At 72.1% G+C, this 18803-nt stretch carries 13 protein-coding genes; 4 read left to right on the top strand and 9 right to left on the bottom strand.

Going from position 1 to position 18803, the window contains the following annotated elements:
* Window positions 1-194: 194 nt before the first annotated feature.
* The 5 genes from ilvC to ABZX67_RS23905 form a co-directional block, all read right to left on the bottom strand.
* Entirely contained in the window at window positions 195-1196 is a 1002-nt protein-coding gene (gene ilvC, locus ABZX67_RS23885; RefSeq protein ID WP_355363398.1) for a ketol-acid reductoisomerase, read from the bottom strand.
* 105 nt (window positions 1197-1301) lie between these two features.
* A complete protein-coding gene (gene ilvN / locus ABZX67_RS23890) occupies window positions 1302-1826 on the bottom strand; it encodes an acetolactate synthase small subunit (RefSeq protein ID WP_019889675.1) in 525 nt (174 codons plus the stop codon).
* Window positions 1827-1847: 21 nt separating this feature from the next.
* Window positions 1848-3707: an acetolactate synthase large subunit gene (locus ABZX67_RS23895; protein WP_355363401.1), complete on the bottom strand. Its 1860-nt coding sequence runs from the start codon at window positions 3705-3707 to the stop codon at window positions 1848-1850.
* Between the two features lie 220 nt (window positions 3708-3927).
* Window positions 3928-6828: an EAL domain-containing protein gene (locus ABZX67_RS23900; RefSeq protein ID WP_355363449.1), complete on the bottom strand. Its 2901-nt coding sequence runs from the start codon at window positions 6826-6828 to the stop codon at window positions 3928-3930.
* 372 nt (window positions 6829-7200) lie between these two features.
* Complete coding sequence (locus ABZX67_RS23905) at window positions 7201-8151, bottom strand: 2-hydroxyacid dehydrogenase (RefSeq protein WP_355363403.1); 951 nt, start codon at window positions 8149-8151, stop codon at window positions 7201-7203.
* A gap of 47 nt (window positions 8152-8198) precedes the next feature.
* Between ABZX67_RS23905 and ABZX67_RS23910 the strand changes: the two genes are divergently transcribed.
* The 3 genes from ABZX67_RS23910 (at window position 8199) to ABZX67_RS23920 (ending at window position 10714) form a co-directional block, all read left to right on the top strand.
* On the top strand, window positions 8199-9218 hold the full coding sequence (locus tag ABZX67_RS23910; RefSeq protein ID WP_355363405.1) for an aldo/keto reductase: 1020 nt from the start codon (window positions 8199-8201) through the stop codon (window positions 9216-9218).
* A 110-nt stretch (window positions 9219-9328) separates the two neighbouring features.
* On the top strand, window positions 9329-10483 hold the full coding sequence (locus tag ABZX67_RS23915) for a PQQ-dependent sugar dehydrogenase (protein ID WP_355363451.1): 1155 nt from the start codon (window positions 9329-9331) through the stop codon (window positions 10481-10483).
* A gap of 21 nt (window positions 10484-10504) precedes the next feature.
* Entirely contained in the window at window positions 10505-10714 is a 210-nt protein-coding gene (locus ABZX67_RS23920) for a DUF6191 domain-containing protein (RefSeq protein ID WP_355363406.1), read from the top strand.
* A 97-nt stretch (window positions 10715-10811) separates the two neighbouring features.
* On the opposite strand, the gene ABZX67_RS23925 is transcribed toward ABZX67_RS23920, so the two are convergent.
* From ABZX67_RS23925 to ABZX67_RS23935, 3 genes are all read right to left on the bottom strand, one after another.
* Window positions 10812-12407, bottom strand: a complete 1596-nt coding sequence (locus tag ABZX67_RS23925; RefSeq protein WP_355363408.1) for a polysaccharide lyase family 1 protein — start codon at window positions 12405-12407, stop codon at window positions 10812-10814.
* 200 nt (window positions 12408-12607) lie between these two features.
* Window positions 12608-15652: an AAA family ATPase gene (locus ABZX67_RS23930; RefSeq protein WP_355363410.1), complete on the bottom strand. Its 3045-nt coding sequence runs from the start codon at window positions 15650-15652 to the stop codon at window positions 12608-12610.
* A gap of 96 nt (window positions 15653-15748) precedes the next feature.
* Window positions 15749-15937 (bottom strand): hypothetical protein, encoded by a 189-nt coding sequence (locus ABZX67_RS23935; RefSeq protein WP_355363412.1) that lies wholly within the window; start codon window positions 15935-15937, stop codon window positions 15749-15751.
* Between the two features lie 313 nt (window positions 15938-16250).
* Here ABZX67_RS23935 and ABZX67_RS23940 point away from each other — a divergent pair, with 313 nt between their 5' ends.
* Window positions 16251-16520 (top strand): hypothetical protein, encoded by a 270-nt coding sequence (locus tag ABZX67_RS23940; protein ID WP_355363414.1) that lies wholly within the window; start codon window positions 16251-16253, stop codon window positions 16518-16520.
* A 23-nt stretch (window positions 16521-16543) separates the two neighbouring features.
* Here ABZX67_RS23940 and ABZX67_RS23945 read toward each other — a convergent pair whose 3' ends face one another.
* Window positions 16544-18751 (bottom strand): MMPL family transporter, encoded by a 2208-nt coding sequence (locus ABZX67_RS23945; protein ID WP_355363416.1) that lies wholly within the window; start codon window positions 18749-18751, stop codon window positions 16544-16546.
* Between the last annotated feature and the right edge of the window lie 52 nt (window positions 18752-18803).

The following is an 18803-nucleotide window of genomic DNA, read 5'->3' on the forward strand; positions in this document are numbered from 1 at the left end:
CGCGTGGAAGACGCACGACGCTGTGGGCCTGACGCGTTGTTGTTCAGAAGTGTAGTGCGGATGAGGGGTTTCTTTTCCGCCACTGCGGAAGGATCACCCATCCGTGGTTGGCCTCGGTGTCCAACCCCGAACCAACCCTGAGCGACACGAAGGCGGCGGGCCGGAGCGCTCCTCCGGACCCGCCGCCAAGAGGCTTACGCCTCCTCGTTGTCCACCCAGCTCATGAGCTTGCGCAGCTCCTTGCCGGTGGTCTCCAGCAGGTGCTGCGAGTCCTGGGTCTTGTACTCGTTGTACTTCTTCAGACCGCCGTGGTACTCGTCCATCCAGTTCTTGGCGAACGTGCCGTCCTGGATCTCGGCGAGGACCTTCTTCATCTCGGCCTTGGTGGCGTCGGTGACGATGCGGGGGCCGGTGACGTAGTCGCCCCACTCGGCGGTCTCGGAGACCGACCAGCGCATCTTCTCCAGGCCGCCCTCGTACATCAGGTCCACGATCAGCTTCAGCTCGTGGAGGCACTCGAAGTACGCGATCTCCGGCTGGTAGCCGGCCTCGACCAGGGTCTCGAAGCCCGCCTTCACCAGGGCGCTGGCGCCGCCGCACAGCACGGCCTGCTCGCCGAAGAGGTCGGTCTCGGTCTCCTCGGTGAAGGTCGTCTTGATGACGCCCGCGCGGGTGCCGCCGATGGCCTTGGCGTACGACAGGGCGAGCGCGAAGGCGTTGCCGGTGGCGTCCTGCTCGACGGCGGCGATCGCCGGGACGCCGCGGCCCTCCTCGTACTGGCGGCGGACCAGGTGGCCCGGGCCCTTCGGGGCGACGAGCGCGACGTCGACGCCGGCCGGGGGCTTGATGAAGCCGAAGCGGACGTTGAAGCCGTGGGCGAAGAACAGGGCGTCGCCGTCCTTGAGGTTGTCCTTGATGGACTCCTCGTAGACCTGGGCCTGGATCGGGTCCGGGATCAGGATCATGATGACGTCGGCCTCGGCCGCGGCCTCGGCCGGCGTGACCACGCGCAGGCCCTGCTCCTCGGCCTTGGCCTTGGACTTCGAGCCCTCGTGCAGACCGACGCGGACGTCGACACCCGAGTCACGGAGCGACAGCGCGTGGGCGTGGCCCTGGCTGCCGTAACCGATCACCGCGACCTTGCGGCCCTGGATGATGGACAGGTCGGCGTCGTCGTCGTAGAACAGCTCGGCCACTGGGTTTCTCCTTGGTGTGCTGATGGTGCGTCCCACCGTACGGCGGGGAGGGATGTGAAAGTTGAGGGGTCTCGCTACGCGAGAAACCAGGGTTGCGCGGAAGGCTTACGCGGAACGGTCCAGGGCCCGCAGGCTGCGGTCGGTGATGGACCGGGCGCCACGCCCTATGGCGATCGTGCCGGACTGGACCAGCTCCTTGATGCCGAACTGCTCCAGCATCTTCAGCATGGCGTCGAGCTTGTCACTCGAACCGGTGGCCTCGATGGTGACCGCCTCGGGCGAGACGTCCACGGTCTTGGCGCGGAACAGCTGGACGATCTCGACGATCTGGGAGCGGGTCTCGTTGTCGGCGCGGACCTTCACCAGGACGAGCTCGCGCTGGATCGCGGCGCTGGGCTCGAGTTCGACGATCTTCAGGACGTTGACCAGCTTGTTGAGCTGCTTGGTCACCTGCTCCAGCGGCAGGTCCTCGACATTGACCACGATGGTGATGCGGGAGATGTCGGGGTGCTCGGTGACACCGACGGCGAGCGAGTCGATGTTGAAGCCGCGGCGGGAGAACAGGGCGGCGATCCGGGCGAGGATGCCGGGGGTGTTCTCCACCAGGACGGAGAGCGTGTGCTTGGACATGTTTCTTGACTCAGCTCTCTCTCAGTCGTCTTCGCTGTCGCCGAAGTCGGGGCGGACGCCGCGGGCGGCCATGACCTCGTCGTTGGAGGTGCCGGCGGCGACCATGGGCCACACCTGGGCGTCCTCGTGGACGATGAAGTCGATGACGACCGGGCGGTCGTTGATGGCGTTGGCCTCGGCGATGACCTTGTCCAGGTCCTCCGGGCGCTCGCAGCGCAGCGCGACGCAGCCCATGGCCTCGGACAGCTTCACGAAGTCCGGGATGCGGGTGCCGGCGCTCGGCTCCTTGCCGGTGGCCTCCGGGCCGGAGTGCAGCACGGTGTTGGAGTAGCGCTGGTTGTAGAAGAGGGTCTGCCACTGGCGGACCATCCCGAGGGCGCCGTTGTTGATGATGGCGACCTTGATCGGGATGTTGTTCAGCGCGCAGGTGACCAGCTCCTGGTTGGTCATCTGGAAGCAGCCGTCGCCGTCGATGGCCCAGACCGTGCGGTCCGGCATGCCTGCCTTGGCGCCCATGGCGGCCGGGACGGCGTAGCCCATCGTTCCGGCGCCGCCGGAGTTCAGCCAGGTCGCCGGCTTCTCGTAGTCGATGAAGTGGGCGGCCCACATCTGGTGCTGGCCGACGCCGGCCGCGTAGATGGTGCCCTCCGGGGCGAGCTGGCCGATGCGCTGGATGACCTGCTGCGGGGCGAGGGTGCCGTCCTCGGGCTGGTCGTAGCCGAGGGGGTAGGTCTCCCGCCAGCGGTTGAGGTCCTTCCACCAGGCGCTGTAGTCGCCGGCGTTGCCCTCGGTGTGCTCGGCCTGGACGGCCTGGACCAGGTCGGCGATGACCTCGCGGGCGTCGCCCACGATCGGGACGTCGGCGGCGCGGTTCTTGCCGATCTCGGCCGGGTCGATGTCCGCGTGGACGATCTTGGCGAACGGCGCGAAGCTGTCCAGCTTGCCGGTGACGCGGTCGTCGAAGCGGGCGCCGAGGGCGACGATCAGGTCGGCCTTCTGCAGCGCGGTGACGGCCGTGACGGCGCCGTGCATGCCGGGCATGCCGACGTGCAGCGGGTGGCTGTCGGGGAAGGCGCCCAGCGCCATCAGGGTGGTGGTGACCGGGGCCTGGGTGAGCTCGGCCAGGACCTTCAGCTCGGCGGTCGCGCCGGCCTTGAGGACGCCGCCGCCGACGTACAGGACGGGGCGCTTGGCCTGGGTGATGAGCTTGGCGGCCTCGCGGATCTGCTTGGCGTGCGGCTTGGTGACCGGGCGGTAGCCGGGCAGGTCGAGCTGCGGAGGCCAGCTGAAGACGGTCTTGGCCTGGAGGGCGTCCTTGGCGATGTCGACCAGCACCGGGCCGGGGCGGCCGGTGGAGGCGATGTGGAACGCCTCGGCGATCGTCTTCGGGATGTCCTCGGCCTTGGTGACCAGGAAGTTGTGCTTGGTGATCGGCATGGTGATGCCGCAGATGTCCGCCTCCTGGAAGGCGTCCGTGCCGATCGCCTTGGAGGCGACCTGGCCGGTGATCGCGACCAGCGGGACGGAGTCCATGTGGGCGTCGGCGATCGGGGTGACCAGGTTGGTGGCGCCGGGTCCCGAGGTCGCCATGCAGACGCCGACCTTGCCGGTGGCCTGGGCGTAGCCGGTCGCGGCGTGGCCCGCGCCCTGCTCGTGGCGGACCAGGATGTGACGGACCCGGGTGGAGTCCATCATCGGGTCGTAGGCGGGGAGGATGGCGCCGCCGGGGATGCCGAATACCGTGTCGGCGCCCACTTCCTCGAGAGAGCGGATGAGGGACTGCGCACCCGTGACGTGCTCAACGGTGGCGGAGGACGGTCCCTGTCCGCCGGTACGGGGCCGCGGCTGCGGATGGTGGGCCCCGGTGGCCTGCTCGGTCATCGGCATTCTCTTCTCGAAGCTGAGGGTTTTTGCGTGGGTTTAGCTGGTTCGGCGGGGTGCCAGTGCAACAAAAAACCCCTCGTGCCGTGAGGCAAGCGAGGGGAGCGCGCCGGTGTGGGTCCGCACGGCCGTCGAGGGGCCGTGCTCAGCCGACGCGCTTTCCAAGTACGAGAATTCGGGTGCGCATGGCATTGACCCTCCACCCGGCGCACCATCAGTGTCAAGTGGGTGGGACGCGCGTCTCATTATGTGAGCGCATCGAGGGAAGGGCCGTGGGCAGGACGGGCAGGGACGCGGGCACGCTGGAGCCGGTGAGGACGGGGAGGCCGACGCCGCCGCCGGGCACCGGGAAGGCGTCCCGGACCAGCGCACGGCGCAGCCGGTACTCGTCGAGCGGCCCGGAGAAGGCCATTCCCTGCCCATGCGTGCATCCCATCGCGCGCAGCGCCGGCACCTGCTCCGGTACGTCCACGCCCTCGGCCACCGACTGCATGCCGAGGTCGCAGGCGATGCGGAGCAGCCCACTGGTGATCTTGTGCAGCCGGGGTGACTCGACCACACCTTCGACCAGACCTCTGTCCAGTTTCAGTATGTCCACGGGGAGGCGGCGGAGCGCGGTGATGGCGGCGTATCCGCTGCCGAAACCGTCGAGGGCGATGCGTACGCCCAGGCGGCGCAGGGCCACCAGGCGGTGCTCCAGCTCGTCGAAGGAGAGCCGCGGATCGCTGTCGGCGAGCTCGATGATCAGGGAGCCGGAGGGCAGGGCGTGCCGGCCGAGCAGCGCTTCGACGGTCGACAGCGGCAGGGACCGGTCGAGCAGCCCCCGGGCCGGAAGGCGGACGGTGACGGGCACGTGGTGGCCGCTGCGGCCGCGCTCGGCGGCCTGCTCGACGGCCGCTTCGAGCAGCCAGCGGTTGAGCTCGCCGGCGCGCTCGCCGTCCTCGGCGACCCGCAGGTACTCCGCCGGGGTGAAGAGGATGCCTTGCGCGGAGCGCCAGCGGGCCTGGGCGGCGACGGCGGCGACCCGACCGGTGGCGAGGTTGACCACGGGCTGGTGGAGCAGCGCGAACTCGCCGTCCTTCAGCGCGCTGCGCAACCGGGTGGCCAGGGCCGTACGGCGGACGACCTCGGCCTGCATCTGGGGGGCGTACAGCTCGACGCGGTTCTTGCCGCCCGCCTTGGCGCGGTACATGGCGAGGTCGGCGTTGCGCAGGAGGTCCCCGGCGCTGATGCCGGGCTCGGCGAAGGCGACGCCGATGGAGGCGGCGACGCGCACCTCCTGGCCCTCGACGCGGTACGGCTCCGAGAGCGTGAGGCGCAGGCGGTCGGCGATCTCGTGGACCTGCATCTCGCGAGCGCCCTCTTCGTGGCCGCCGTCGCCGAGGATGAGGGCGGCGAACTCGTCGCCGCCGAGCCGGGCGGCGGTGTCCCCGGCCCGTACGGAGTCCTGGAGGCGGCGGGCGGCCTGGATGAGCAGCTCGTCGCCGGCCTGGTGGCCGAGCCGGTCGTTGACGCCCTTGAAGCCGTCGAGGTCGATGAAGAGCACGGCGGTGCCGGAGTCGCCGGCCCGGCGGCCGCTGAGGGCCTGGCGGACGCGCTTGGTGAACAGGGCGCGGTTGGGCAGGTCGGTGAGCGGGTCGTGCTCGGCGTTGTGCTGGAGCTGTGCCTGTAGGCGGACCCGCTCGGTGACGTCCCGGCTGTTGAAGATCAGGCCGCCCTGGTGGCGGTTGACGGTGGACTCGACGTTGAGCCACTCGCCGGTGCCCGACTTGAAGCGGCACTCGATCCGGGTCGTGGGCTCCTCCGAAGGAGGAGCGGCCAGGAACCGCCGCACCTCGTGGACCACGGCTCCGAGGTCGTCGGGGTGGATGAGGGAGGCGAGCTCCGAGCCGATGAGCTCGTCGGCCTCGCGCCCGTACACCCCGGACGCGGCGGGACTGACGTAGCGCAGGACACCGGTGGGCGCGGCGATCATGATGACGTCACTGGAGCCCTGCACGAGTGACCGGAAGTGGTTCTCCTTCTGGGCCAGTTCGTGGGTGAGGGCGATGTTGTCGACGAGCATGATGCCCTGCCGTACGACGAGGGCGAGGACGACGGTGCAGCCGGTGAAGACCACGACGCGGTCCACGCGGCGGCCCTCGATGACGTTGTAGAGGATCCCCAGGGTGCAGACGGCCGCCGCCAGGTACGGCGTGAGGGCGGCGAGGGAGCCGGCGATGGGCCGGCCCGGGTGGCGCGGGTGCCCCAGGTGGCGCGGGCCGCGCGGCGGTGCGGCGCTCTCGACGGTGCGACGCGCGCCCCAGGGGGCGTACGCGAGGAGCAGCGACCCGGCGAACCAGCCGGCGTCCAGCAGCTGGCCGGAGCGGTAGTTCTCGCGCAGCAGCGGCGAGGTGAACAGGGCGTCGCACAGGACGGTCAGCGCGAGGGCCGCGATGGCCGTGTGGACGGCGGAGCGGTTGGCCTGCGAGCGCCGGAAGTGCAGCGCCAGGACCATGCTCACCAGCACGATGTCGAGCAGCGGGTACGCGAGCGAGAGCGCGGCGTGGGCGACGCTCTCGCCGTCGAAGCGGGCCGTGTGCGTGAGGGCCAGGCTCCAGGACAGGGTGAGCAGGGAGCCGCCGATGAGCCAGGAGTCCAGCGCGAGGCAGACCCAGCCCGCCCGGGTGACCGGACGCTTGGCGAGGACGAGGAGCCCGACGATGGCGGGCGGCGCGAAGAGCAGGAAGAACAGGTCGGCGAGGGACGGGCTCGGTACCGGCCGGTCCAGGACGACTTCGTACCAGCCCCAGACACAGTTCCCGGCGGCGGCCATGGCGGAGGAGAACGCGAACAGGAGCCAGGCCGGGCGGAAGCGGCTGCCCCGCGCGCGTGCGTACAGGAAGCAGGAGACGGAGGCGGTGACGGCGGCGGCACTGAGGCCGAAGTCGCCCATCACCTGGGCCATCTTCTCGGAGCCCCAGCCGAGGGCGGCGCCGGTGGCGTAGGCCGCGCAGACGAGGGCGAGGGCGAACTGGCAGAGCAGGCTGCCCGCACCGCCGGGCTCGCCGCCCGCTCCCGGCCCGGGGCCGCCGCCGTGGGCGACGGACGGGCGCTCGATCAGCATCCCGGGGGCGCTCATCGGAACGCCCCGGCGAGCGGGCGGCGCTGGGGCGGCCGGAACGGCGCCGACGCGGGCGCCGACGCGCCGGCAGGTGTGCGGACCGGTGCGCCGGCCGGCGCGCTGTCCGCTGTGCTGACCGGTGTGCGGCGGGATCGCAGCCGAGTGCCCCGTCGCGTCGGTTCGTTGGTCCATCGACCGTGCATCGCCCGTCGCCCCCCTCGGATTCTGATCGGCAATCACGTCGCTCCCCTGCGTCATTCCGTGTCGACGCGTGCCCCCAGATCGGGACGATACACCAGATCCGTCACTCAGGGACAGGGCCTATCTACGCTCCGTGACGATCATCGGAGTTACGGGTGCGTACCGCGCGCGTTCCGCTCCGGAGCGTGTTCACGTGGTAGTGAGCACCTCGTTCCGCAGGGGCTCTCCCTTGGCGAAGAGGGTGAGCTGCTCGGCCAGCAGCCGCTTGGCGCGGGGCATGAAGGCGGAGGTGGAGCCGCCGACGTGAGGGCTGATCAGGACGCCGGGCGCGTGCCACAGCGGGTGTCCGGCGGGCAGCGGCTCGGGGTCGGTGACGTCCAGGGCGGCGGTGATCCGGCCGCGCTCGGTCTCGGCGAGGAGCGCGTCGGTGTCGAGGACCGGGCCGCGCGAGACGTTCACGAGGAGGGCGCCGTCCTTCATGCGGGCCAGGAACCCCGCGTCGGCGAGGTGGCGGGTCTCGGGGGTGAGCGGGGTGGCGAGGACGACCACGTCGGCCTGCGGGAGGAGCGAGGGCAGGTCGGTGAGCGCGTGCACGGGCCCGCGCTCGGTGGTGCGGGCGGAGCGCGCGACGCGCATGACCCGCGCGCACTCGAAGGGCGCGAGCCGGTCGTCGATGGCGGCGCCGATGGATCCGTACCCGACGATCAGTACGGACTTGTCCGCGAGCGCCGGGTAGAAACCGGCCCGCCACTCCTCCCGGTCCTGGCCGCGTACGAAGCCGGGGATGCCGCGCAGCGAGGCGAGGATCAGCGCGAGGGTGAGCTCGGCGGTGCTGGCCTCGTGGACGCCCTTGGCGTTGCAGAGCGCCACGCCGGGCCGCAGCGAGCCCAGGCCCGGGACCACGTGGTCTATTCCGGCCGAGAGGGTCTGGACGACGCGTACGGAGGTCATGGCGGCGAGCGGGCGCACCGCGATCTCGCTCGGCTTCATGTACGGGACGACGTAGAAGGCGCAGTCGGCCGGGTCGGCCGGGTAGTCGGGGGCGCCGTCCCAGAACCGGTAGGTCAGGCCGGATTCGGCGGCGGCGGGCAGGCCGTCGATCTCGTCGGCAGGAACGGGGAGCCACACGTCAGCAGTCATGGTCAGGAGGTTAGTTTGGGAACGGCACGAGCAGGGGGTACGGGGAGTTGGAGCGCAGGACAATCGGGGCGACAGCGCTCGAAGTCGGGGCGATCGGCCTGGGCTGCATGCCGATGAGCTGGGCGTACAGCGCCTCTCAGCAGCACGGCGAGCGCTCCCTGCGCACCGTGCACGCCGCGCTCGACGCCGGTGTGACCCTGCTCGACACGGCCGACATGTACGGGCCCTTCACCAATGAGCTGCTGCTGGGGCGGGTGCTCAAGGAGCGGCGGGCGGACGCCTTCGTGTCGACGAAGTGCGGACTGCTGGTGGGCGACCAGCACATCGTGGCCAACGGCCGCCCCGGATATGTGCGGCGGGCGTGCGACGCCTCGCTGCGGCGGCTCCAGACGGACGTCATCGACCTGTACCAGCTGCACCGCGCCGATCCGGAGGTGCCCGTCGAGGAGACGTGGGGCGCGATGGCGGAGCTGGTGACGGCCGGGAAGGTGCGGGCGCTGGGGCTGTGCGCGATGGCGGTGCGGTCGAGGCGGCGCGGGGCGGGAGGTCCGGGTGCGGACCTCTACGACGGAACGATTCGCCAGCTGGAGCGGGTGCAGCAGGTCTTCCCGGTGAGCGCCGTGCAGGCGGAGCTGTCGGTGTGGTCGCCGGAGGCGCTGCGGCGGCTGCTGCCGTGGTGCGAGGCGCGGGGTGTGGGGTTCCTGGCGGCGATGCCGCTGGGCAACGGCTTCCTGACCGGGACGCTGACGCCGGGCGGCGGTTTCGAGCCGGAGGACCTGCGGGCCCGGCACCCGCGGTTCACGGCCGAGATGATGGCGGCGAACCAGCCGGTGGTGGCGGGCCTGCGCAGGGTCGCCGCGCGGCACGGCGGGCCCGAGGCCGGGGTGACACCGGCGCAGGTTGCGCTGGCGTGGGCGCTGTCGCGGGGGCGGCACGTGGTGCCCGTGCCGGGGACGAAGCACGAGCGGTGGGCGGTGGAGAACGCGGGCGCGGCCGCGCTGAGCCTGACACCGCGGGACCTCGCGGAGATCGCGGCGCTGCCGCCGGCGCAGGGTTCGTGGGACTGACCGCACGCGGTGGGAACCTGATCGGCGTGGGCGGTGTATCAAGAGGTCATACAGCTCGCACCGCCGTTCTCGAAGGGATTCGTACCGTGCAACGTCCTGCTGCGACGGCCGTGTTGGCCGTGTCGGCCGCTGCCGCGCTCGTGTTCACCGCCGGTTGTTCGGGGGGCGGCGGGGGCGGCCCGACGGACGGGCGGAGCGCCGCGTCCCCGGCCGCGTCCCCGCCCGCCTCCCCCGGTTCCGCCGCCTCGCCGTCCCCCGCCGCGCCGCCCGCGAAGGGCACGGTGAAGGTGGTGCGGACCCTCGCGGAGGGGCTGAAGTCGCCGTGGGGGCTCGCCGCGCTGCCCGACGGCGATCTGCTGGTCTCCTCGCGGGACGAGGGCACGATCACGCGCGTCGACGGGGAGAGCGGCGAGCAGACCGTGCTCGGCTCCGTGCCCGGGGTGGCACCGGCGGGCGAGGGCGGTCTGATGGGCCTCGCGCTCTCGCCCTCGTACGCCTCCGACCACCTCGTCTACGCGTACTTCACCACCGAGTCGGACAACCGCATCGCCCGGATGCTGTACGACGAGAAGAAGCCGGCCGGCCAGCAGCTCGGCGCGCCGGACACCGTCCTGCGCGGCATCCCGAAGGGGACGGTCCACAACGGTGGGCGGATCGCCTTCGGCCCGGACAAGATGCTGTACGCGGGCACGGGCGAGACGGGTGAGACGGGGCTGGCGCAGGACAAGGCGTCCCTGGGCGGCAAGATCCTGCGGATGACGCCGGACGGGCAGCCGGTCCACGGCAACCCCTCGGCGGACTCCGTCGTCTACTCGTGGGGGCACCGCAATGTGCAGGGGCTCGCGTGGGACGCGGACAAGCGGCTGTGGGCGGCCGAGTTCGGGCAGAACACCTGGGACGAGCTGAACGCGATCCGGCCGGGCGGGAACTACGGCTGGCCGGAGGCCGAGGGCAAGGCCGGGCGGTCCGGCTTCATCGACCCGGTGGCCCAGTGGAAGCCGGCCGAAGCCTCGCCGAGCGGGATCGCCGTCGCGGAGGGCTCGGTCTGGATGGCGGGTCTGCGGGGCGAGCGGCTGTGGCGCGTCCCGCTGGCCGGAGCGGAACCTTCCGCGCAGCCGCAGGCGTTCCTGGGAGAGGAGTACGGCCGGCTGCGCACGGTGCTGTCGGCCGGTGGGAACAGACTCTGGCTAGTCACGAGCGAGACGGACACCAGGGGCACGCCGGAGCCGGGCGACGACAAGATCCTCCTGCTGGAGGTGACCTGATGACCTGAGAGGCGGCAGCCAGTGTTCAACCTGATGGAGGAGCTCTTCGCACCGGGACGCAAGCACACCCGCGACGAGGAGCGCCGCCTCGCGCTCACCCGCGAGGACCTCGGGGACAACGACCCCTCGCGCGGACCGATAGACCTCTCCTCGGGCAAGGTCACGATCCGCGTCGAGGCCCCGGCGGTCGATGCCCCGGTGGTCGATGCCCCGGCGGAGGAGGCCCGGTAGTCGCGCGCCGGAGACCGGGGAGACCGGGCGCCCTCCGGGCCTCTCCCCCGCGGCCTCTCCTCGCGGGCCTCTCGGCCGGGGCGGCGGGAGCGTGCCGCTATCCGGCGTAGGTCTCGAACTCGGCCACCCGGGGCGTGGCGGTCGAGCCGGTGATCTCGAAGGTGATCTTGCTCAGTGAGGTCCGGGGCACGGTGATGGCGCCCGCCCCGCTGCCGGAGGCCAGGACGGCGCCGGTGTCGGCGTTGAGGACCCGCCAGGTGCCGATCCGGCCGGTGGCGCCCGTCGCCTCCCGGATGGTGATCAGGGACACCGTGGTCGGCGAGCCCCACTTGATCGAGACGGAGCCGGTCGCACCGGCAGGCGACCAGTAGGTGGCCATGTCACCGTCCCGGACGTTGCCGTAGCTGGTCCCGTCGGCCTTGCTGGAGCCGTCGGAGCCGGCCCCGATGCTGAGGTTGGTCCCGCCCGGCTGCGTCGGGGTCGGAGTCGGCGTCGGGGTGGGAGTGGGGGTCGGGGTGGGAGTGGGGGTCGGGGTCGGGGTGGGCGTGGGAGTGGGAGTGGGCGTCGGGGTCGGGTTCTGCGGCGAGCAGGAGCCGTCCGACACCCGCAGGCCCTTGTTGGCGCCTGCCGTCTGGCTCACGACGCCCGGTACGCAGGAGGCCTGGTCGAGCGTGTACGCGTACGGGATGGCGATCGTGGTGTTCGACTGGGGGTTGGGGCCGGCCGGGTTGTTGTCGGTGCCAGGGCTGGACCACGTCACGTTGTCGAAGACGTTGCCGCTCACCTGCCAGTAGCCGGCCGCGTCGGTGTAGAAGGTGCCCAGGACGTCCTTGGAGTCCTTGAAGTAGTTGTTGTCCACCTTGGCGCGGGCGCCGGCACGGGAGTTGATGCCGGAGTCGTTGAGGCGCACGTAGTGGTTGTTGTAGATGTGGGCGGTGCCGCCGCGCAGCAGCGGTGCGCGGGAGTCGATGTTCTCGTACAGGTTGTGGTGGAAGGTGACGAAGCCGTTCGAGAGGTCGCTCTCGCTGGACCCGATGAGGCCACCGCGGCCGGAGTTGCGCAGGACGCTGTAGGACAGGGTCACGTACTGGGTGTTGTCCTTCATGTCGAAGAGGCCGTCGTACCCCTCCGACTCCCCGCCCGAGGCCTCCAGGGTGACGTGATCGACCCAGACGTTGCGGACGTTGCTCTCCATGCCGATGGCGTCACCGCCGTTGGAGAGGGGTGAGCCGGACTTCTTGACGTTCCGGACGGTCACGTTCTGGATGATGATGTTGCGGGAGTCCCGTATGTGGATGCCCAGCTGGTCGAAGACGGCGCCTCCGCCGACGCCGACGATCGTGACGTTGCTGATCTGCTTGAGCTCGATCACGCCGTCGGCGGTGCTGCAGCTGGTGCCCGACACCTTGCTGGTGTTGCCGTGGTTGATGGTGCCCTCGACCTGGATGGTGATCGGGGTGCTGCTGCTGGCCCGGCCGCAGAGGGCCGCGTGGATCGCGGTTCCCGTGGTGGCCCGTACGGTCTGGCCGCCGGCGCCGCCGGTGGTCCCGCCGTTCTGGGTCGCGTAGCCGGTGGCGCCGCCGGTCGCCGCCGACGCCTCGGGTACCGACAGCACCACACCTGCCGCGGCCGCGAGGGCCGTGGTGGCCAGCGCCGCGGAGAGTCGCAGTGCGGTCGTTCGTCTCTTCCTCATCCTCGCCCGTCCCTTTGGTCGAAATGCTTCGTCGCGCGCCCTGGTCGACACCGCGGACCCGTGCGGCATGTCGTGCACATGTCACATACGGGACAACAGAAAGCGCTTACTAGCGGGAGAGTAGGGCTGCCTTGGTTGAACCCGCAAGGTTCGGGACGGCAGAGAAAACGCGCGCCGACAGGCACCGGGCGCGCCGGGCGTCAGGCCGGGGCCTGCTGGAGGAGGCGCATGCGGTGGGCCAGGGCGGCTGCCTCGCCGCGGCCGGAGACGCCCAGCTTCGCGAGGATGTTGGAGACGTGGACACTCGCCGTCTTCGGCGAGATGAAGAGCTCTTCGGCTATCTGGCGGTTCGTGCGGCCCGCCGCCACCAGGCGCAGGACGTCCTGCTCGCGGGGCGTCAGCCCGAAGCCGGCGTCCGGCTCCTCCTGCGGCTCCGCGGCGGTGGGTCTCGTCAGGGGGAGGCGGGCGCGGGCCGCGAGCAGTTCGAGCTCCTCGCGCAGCGGGCGGGCTCCGAGGCGGACGGCGACCGGGTGGGCCTCGCGCAGCAGCTCGGCGGCCCGGTCGCGGCCGCCGCCCTCGACCAGCAGCGCGTCGGCCCAGCGGTGGCGGGCGCGGGCGAGCTCGTACGGGCGCTCCAGCGGGCCGAAGGCGTCGGTCACCTCGGCCCACCGCTCGGCGCGGACGCACCCCTCGGCACGGTCCAGCTCCGCGGCGAGGAAGAGGGCGTGCGCCTGCCACACGGCGACGGGCGCGGCGAGCCGCTTGGCATGGAAGCGGATGAGCTCCAGCGCCTCGGGGCGCCCTTCGGCGGCCGCGGGCAGGCCGGAGGCGTCCGCCTCGGCGGTGGCGGCGGTGAGGAGCAGCGGCCAGGCGTACCGGTAGCTGCCCGCGGTCGGGAAGCCGGGCCGGACGGTGTCGGCGAACCGGGCGCGCACATCGGCGAGGCGGCCGCGCGCGGCGGCGAGGCCGACGTCGAGCTGGGCCAGTGGCAGCAGGTACTGCATCATCGGGTCGTGCGTGCCGTACGCCTCGCGGGCGAGGGCGAGGTGCTCCTCGCAGACGGCCAGTTCGCCGCGGAGCAGGGCGAGCTGAGCGCGCTTCAGGTGGGCGCTGCCGCGCGGCTTGGGGCTGTAGGCGATGCGCTGGAGCCTGCTCGCGCCCTCGCTCGCCTCGTCCCAGTGGCCCAGCGAGATCTGGGAATCGATGAGGTTGCCCAGCACCCAGCCCTCGCTGTCGAGGAGGCCGCGGGTACGGGCGTAGTCGATGCCTTCGGTGCCGATGCGGGCCGCCTCGCGGGAGCGGCCGACGGCCTCCAGGGAGGAGGCCAGGTTGATGTAGGCGCGGCCGGCCTCGGTGCGCAGGGACAGCTCCCTGGCCCGGTCGCGTACCGCGTACATCTCGGCGAGGCCCGTCTCGATGTCACCGGCGTCGACCATGAGGCCGCCGAGGGTGAGGCGGGCGTTGAGCTCGATCGGCTCGGCCTGGACGAGCCGGGCGTACTCGACGGCCTGTTCGGCGGCGGCGAGGCTTTCGCGGCCGGGGGCGTGCAGCATGCCCCAGCCGGCGGCGACGGCCAGCACCTGGGCGTGCACGGAGGACGGCGGCAGGCCGCGCACCAGCTCCTGGGCGGTGGCGATCTCGGCCCAGCCGTCGCCCCGCCCCAGGTTCGAGATGAGGCGTGAGCGCTCGGTCCAGAACCAGGCGGCGCGCAGGTGGTCGTTGTCGCCGTCGAGGAGGCGCAGCGCGCGCTTGACTATCTTCAGGGCCCGCTCACGCTCGCCGCACAGCCGGGCGGCGACGGCGGCCTCGGCGAGCAGGTCGAGGTAGCTCAGCGGGGAGGAGTCGGGGGCGCAGCCGCAGGCGGGGTAGGCGTCGGCGTAGTCGATGGGCCGCAGGGAGGCGCGGACCTCGGCGGGGACGTCGTCCCACAGCTCCATGGCCCGCTCCAGCAACCGCAGTTGCTCGGCGTGGGCGTGCCGCTTGCGGGTCTCGGCGGCGGCCCGCAGGACGACGGGGAGGGCCTTGGTGGCGTCGTGGGCGTGGTACCAGTAGCTGGCGAGCCGGGTGGTGCGCTCGTCGGCGCGTACGAGCGCGGGATCGGCTTCCAGGGCTTCGGCGTACCGGCGGTTGAGGCGGGAGCGCTCGCCGGGCAGCAGGTCGTCGCTGACGGCCTCGCGGACGAGGGAGTGACGGAAGCGGTAGCCCTCGCCGTCGGGGACGGCGAGCAGGATGTTGGCGTTGACGGCGGCGCGCAGGGCCTCGATGAGGTCGTCCTCCGGCAGCCGGGCGACGGCGGCGAGGAGCCCGTACTCGACGGTGGAGCCGCCCTCGGCGACGATCCTGACGACCTTCTGGGCGTCTTCGGAGAGCCGCTCGACGCGGACGAGCAGCAGGTCGCGCAGGGAGTCGCTGAGCTCGCCGGGGGCGCCGCTCTCGCGGCAGACGACGAGCTCTTCGACGAAGAAGGCGTTGCCGTCGGAGCGGCCGAAGATGTCGTCGACGAGGGCGGCGTCAGGCTCGGCGGCGAGGATGCCGGTCAGCTGGCGGTGCACCTCGGTGCGGGTGAAGCGGGACAGCTCGATGCGGCGCACGGTGCGCAGCCGGTCGAGCTCGGCGAGGAGGGGGCGCAGCGGGTGGCGGCGGTGGATGTCGTCGGAGCGGTAGGTGGCGACCACGACGAGCCGGCCGCGGCGCAGGGTGCGGAAGAGGTACGCGAGCAGGTGGCGGGTGGAGGCGTCGGCCCAGTGGAGGTCCTCCAGGGCGAGGACGACCGTGCGGTCGGCGGCGATGCGCTCCAGCAGGCGGACGGTCAGCTCGAAGAGGCGGGCGGTGCTGTCCTCGTTGTACGGCTCGTGGCCGTAGGCGTCGCCGCCGAGCTCGGGCAGCAGCCGGGCCAGCTCGCCCTCCTGGCCCTCGGCGGCGGCGGCCAGCTCCTCGGGGAGCTTGCGGCGCAGCGAGCGCAGGGCGGTGGAGAAGGGCGCGAAGGGCAGGCCGTCGGCGCCGATCTCGACACAGCCGCCGACGGCGACGACGGCGCCCTGCCGGCACGCCTCGCCGAGGAACTCCTCCAGCAGCCGGGTTTTGCCGACGCCGGCCTCGCCGCCGACGACCAACGCCTGCGGCTCTCCCGCGGCGGCGCGGGAGAGCGCTTCGGTGAGAGCGGTCAGTTCACCGGCTCTGCCGACGAACACCGGGCTGACGGACCTGTTTTCCACGATGCCGAGCATCGCACAGGCGTGTGACATCGCGGGTCCCGATTCCTGGAGGGGTCCGCATACCGGGACGGGCCCCGATCCCCCGACGGGGCCCGGCCTCCCGACCACCTCCACGGGGCGGGGAGTTCAGGCCGCGGGGGCGAAGCGGTCCCGCTCTCCGCCGCCGCCGGTACTCACCCGCCCCTCGGGGCCGTGGCCGCCGGACCGGCGGCGGGGGGTACGCCGCGCCTTGCGCGCGGCCCGGGCCAGCCGCTCGGCGTCGGCCTCGCGGATGAGCTCGCGGTGGCGGTCGCGGTGCGGTTCGTACGTGAGCATCTCGGTTCTCCCTGAGTGAGGTTGAGGCGTGCTCGCCTGTGCCTCGACTCTCGCGCCCCAGGGGGCCGGCCCACATCGGGAGAGTGCCGCATCTTGGGGCCTCGGGGGGCCTTATGCCGTAGCGGATCACTCGGGGAACGCCTTAGAGCGGCGTCTTAGGCCGCGTTCCACCAGGGCCTGTTGGTCTTTCGGAGGGTGTCCGGGTCCGTCGTACGGGCATGGGCGCGCAGCATGCGCAGAAGGGAGCCGAAGGCGGGGGTGGGGGGACGGGAGGCCGGCCAGGCGCGATGCCCTGCGCACATGGCATGCGTGCATGGCATGTGCGCGCTTCGACTACCCGGACCCCTTTGCCGCCGCCGACGAGCGCTGGAAGACGTCCGAACCCACACCCGCCGAGCGCGCCACCGCACGCGCCGACGTGGCCTGCCAGAGGTCGACGAACCTGGTGAAGGTATGGGCAGCGGCCGAGACCCGTATCCAGCGCCGTCTGATCCAGCGGAACGCCGACCGGCTGCACGAGGCGAAAGCCCGCAAGGACCGCTGGCCGGCGGCCGGCGGCCGCCCATCGCATCCTGAACCGTGAGGGTGGCTCGGACGGCTGAGGCGTTACGGCACCAGCTCCCCGTCCTCGCTCGCGCGCTGGCCGGCGATCTTCGTGTGGGTGGGGCCGCGGCGTTCGGGGGTCTCGATGCTGATGCGGGGCAGCAGGCGGTCGAGCCAGCGCGGGAGCCACCAGTTGGCGCCGCCGAGCATGTGCATGAGGGCGGGGACCAGCAGGGTGCGGAGCACGAAGGCGTCGAGGGCGACGGCGGCGGCGAGGCCGATGCCGAACATCGCGATGACGCGGTCGCCGGAGAGGACGAAGGCCAGGAAGACCGCGATCATGATGACGGCCGCGGAGTTGATGACCCTGCTGGTCTCGGCGAGGCCGACGCGGACGGCGCGCCGGTTGTCGCCGGTCTCCAGCCACTCCTCGTACATCCGGCTGACCAGGAAGACCTGGTAGTCCATGGAGAGTCCGAAGAGGACCGAGACGGCGATCACCGGGAGGAAGGGTTCGATGGGGCCGGCCCGGCCGAGGCCGAGGAGTTCGCTGCCCCAGCCCCACTGGAAGATCGCGACGACGATGCCGAAGGCGGCGGCGACGGCGGCGATGTTCATCGCGGCGGCCTTGAGGGGGATGCCGAGGGAGCGGAAGGCGAGCAGGAGCAGCAGGCAGCCGAGCGCGATGACGACGCCGACGAAGAGCGGCAGCTTGCCGACGATGACCTGGGCGAAGTCGTCGTAGCCGGCGGTGACGCCGCCGACGTACACCTCCAGGGAGGTGCCGTGCTCGGCGCGCGGCAGGACCTCGTCGCGGAGGTGTTCGACGAGCTCGCTGGTGCGCTGGGACTGCGGCGGGGAGTCCGGTACGACGGTGAGGACGGCGGTGTGGCCGCTGCCGCTGTACGCGACCGGGCTGACCGCCTCGACGCCCTGGGTGGCGTGCAGCACCTCGGGCAGCTGGCTGAGCGCGATCCGGTCGTCGGCGCCGTCGAGCTCGGCGACCAGGGTGAGGGGCCCGTTGATGCCGGGGCCGAAGCCTTCGGCGAGGAGGTCGTACGCCTTGCGGGTGGTCGTGCCGGCCGGGTTGTTGCCCTGGTCGGAGGTGCCCAGGTGCAGGCCGAAGGTGGGCAGGGCCAGGACCAGCATGACGACGGCGGCGAGGGAGCCGAGCAGCTTGGGGTGGCGTTCGACGAACGCGGACCAGCGCGCGGCGAAGCCGGTGGGCAGCTCCGGCTGGGGGCCGTGCTCGACGAGGCGGCGGCGCTCGCGGCGCGAGAGGGCCCGCATGCCGATGAAGGACAGCAGTGCGGGCAGGAGGGTGATGGAGGCGGCGACGGTGAGGATGACGGTGAGCGACGCGGCGATGGCGACGCCGTTGAGGAAGCCGAGCCGCAGGATGAGCATGCCGAGCAGCGCGATGCACACGGTGGCGCCGGCGAAGACGACGGCCCGGCCGGTGGTGGCGACGGCGTTCTCGGCGGCTTCGGCGACCGACAGGCCGCGCTTGAGGCCCTTGCGGTGCCGGGTGACGATGAAGAGCGCGTAGTCGATGCCGACGCCGAGACCGACGAGCATGCCGAGCATGGGGGCGAAGTCGGCGACCGTCATGGCGTGGCCGAGCAGTCCGATGCCCGCGTACGCCGTGCCGACGCCGACGATCGCGGTGGCGATGGGCAGGAGGCTGGCGGCGAGCGAGCCGAAGGCGAGGAAGAGGACGACGGCGGCGACGGCCACGCCGACCATCTCGGCGGTGTGCGAGGTGGGGGCCTCGGTGAGCGCGATGGCGCTGCCGCCGAGCTCCACCCGGACGCCGTCGGAGGCGGCCTCGCGCGCGGTGTCGACGACGGCCTGGGCCTGCTCCTTGGGGATGTCGTCGACGGGCCGGTCGAAGATGACGGTGGCGTAGGCGGTGCGGCCGTCCTCGCTGATCTGGCCGGCCGCGGCGCCGTACGGGCCGATGACGTCGGCGATGCCGGGGAGCTGGGCGACCTCGTCCAGCATGCTGGTCATGCGCTGTTCGAGAGCGGTGGCGCGGACGCTGCCGCGGTCCGTGTGCCAGACGATGGTGTCGCCGTCACCGCCGGCGCTCTGGAAGCCCTCTTCCAGGAGCGCCGCCGCGCGGCCGGACTCGGTGCCGGGGACGCCGTAGTCGTTGGAGTACGCGGGGCCTGCCGCGCTCGCGCCCGCCGTGACGCCGCCGAAGGCGAGGAGCCAGAGCAGGACGGCGACAAGGCGGTGGTTGATGCACCACCGTGCGAGGGCTGCCAACGGGTTCGCTCCCTGAGTGGTTCCAGCTCTTTATCGGGAACTGCCCGCAAAG

This window comes from Streptomyces sp. NPDC003036 (genome assembly GCF_040611175.1).
Classification (GTDB): Bacteria; Actinomycetota; Actinomycetes; order Streptomycetales; family Streptomycetaceae; genus Streptomyces.

Coding starts and splice junctions, on each gene's coding strand:
- ABZX67_RS23935 (WP_355363412.1), bottom strand. CDS start 15,937: ATGCTCACGTACGAACCGCACCGCGACCGCCACCGCGAGCTCATCCGC.
- ABZX67_RS23900 (WP_355363449.1), bottom strand. CDS start 6,828: ATGAGCGCCCCCGGGATGCTGATCGAGCGCCCGTCCGTCGCCCACGGC.
- ilvN (WP_019889675.1), bottom strand. CDS start 1,826: ATGTCCAAGCACACGCTCTCCGTCCTGGTGGAGAACACCCCCGGCATC.
- ABZX67_RS23925 (WP_355363408.1), bottom strand. CDS start 12,407: ATGAGGAAGAGACGAACGACCGCACTGCGACTCTCCGCGGCGCTGGCC.
- ABZX67_RS23930 (WP_355363410.1), bottom strand. CDS start 15,652: ATGTCACACGCCTGTGCGATGCTCGGCATCGTGGAAAACAGGTCCGTC.
- ABZX67_RS23940 (WP_355363414.1), top strand. CDS start 16,251: ATGGCATGTGCGCGCTTCGACTACCCGGACCCCTTTGCCGCCGCCGAC.
- ABZX67_RS23905 (WP_355363403.1), bottom strand. CDS start 8,151: ATGACTGCTGACGTGTGGCTCCCCGTTCCTGCCGACGAGATCGACGGC.
- ABZX67_RS23895 (WP_355363401.1), bottom strand. CDS start 3,707: ATGACCGAGCAGGCCACCGGGGCCCACCATCCGCAGCCGCGGCCCCGT.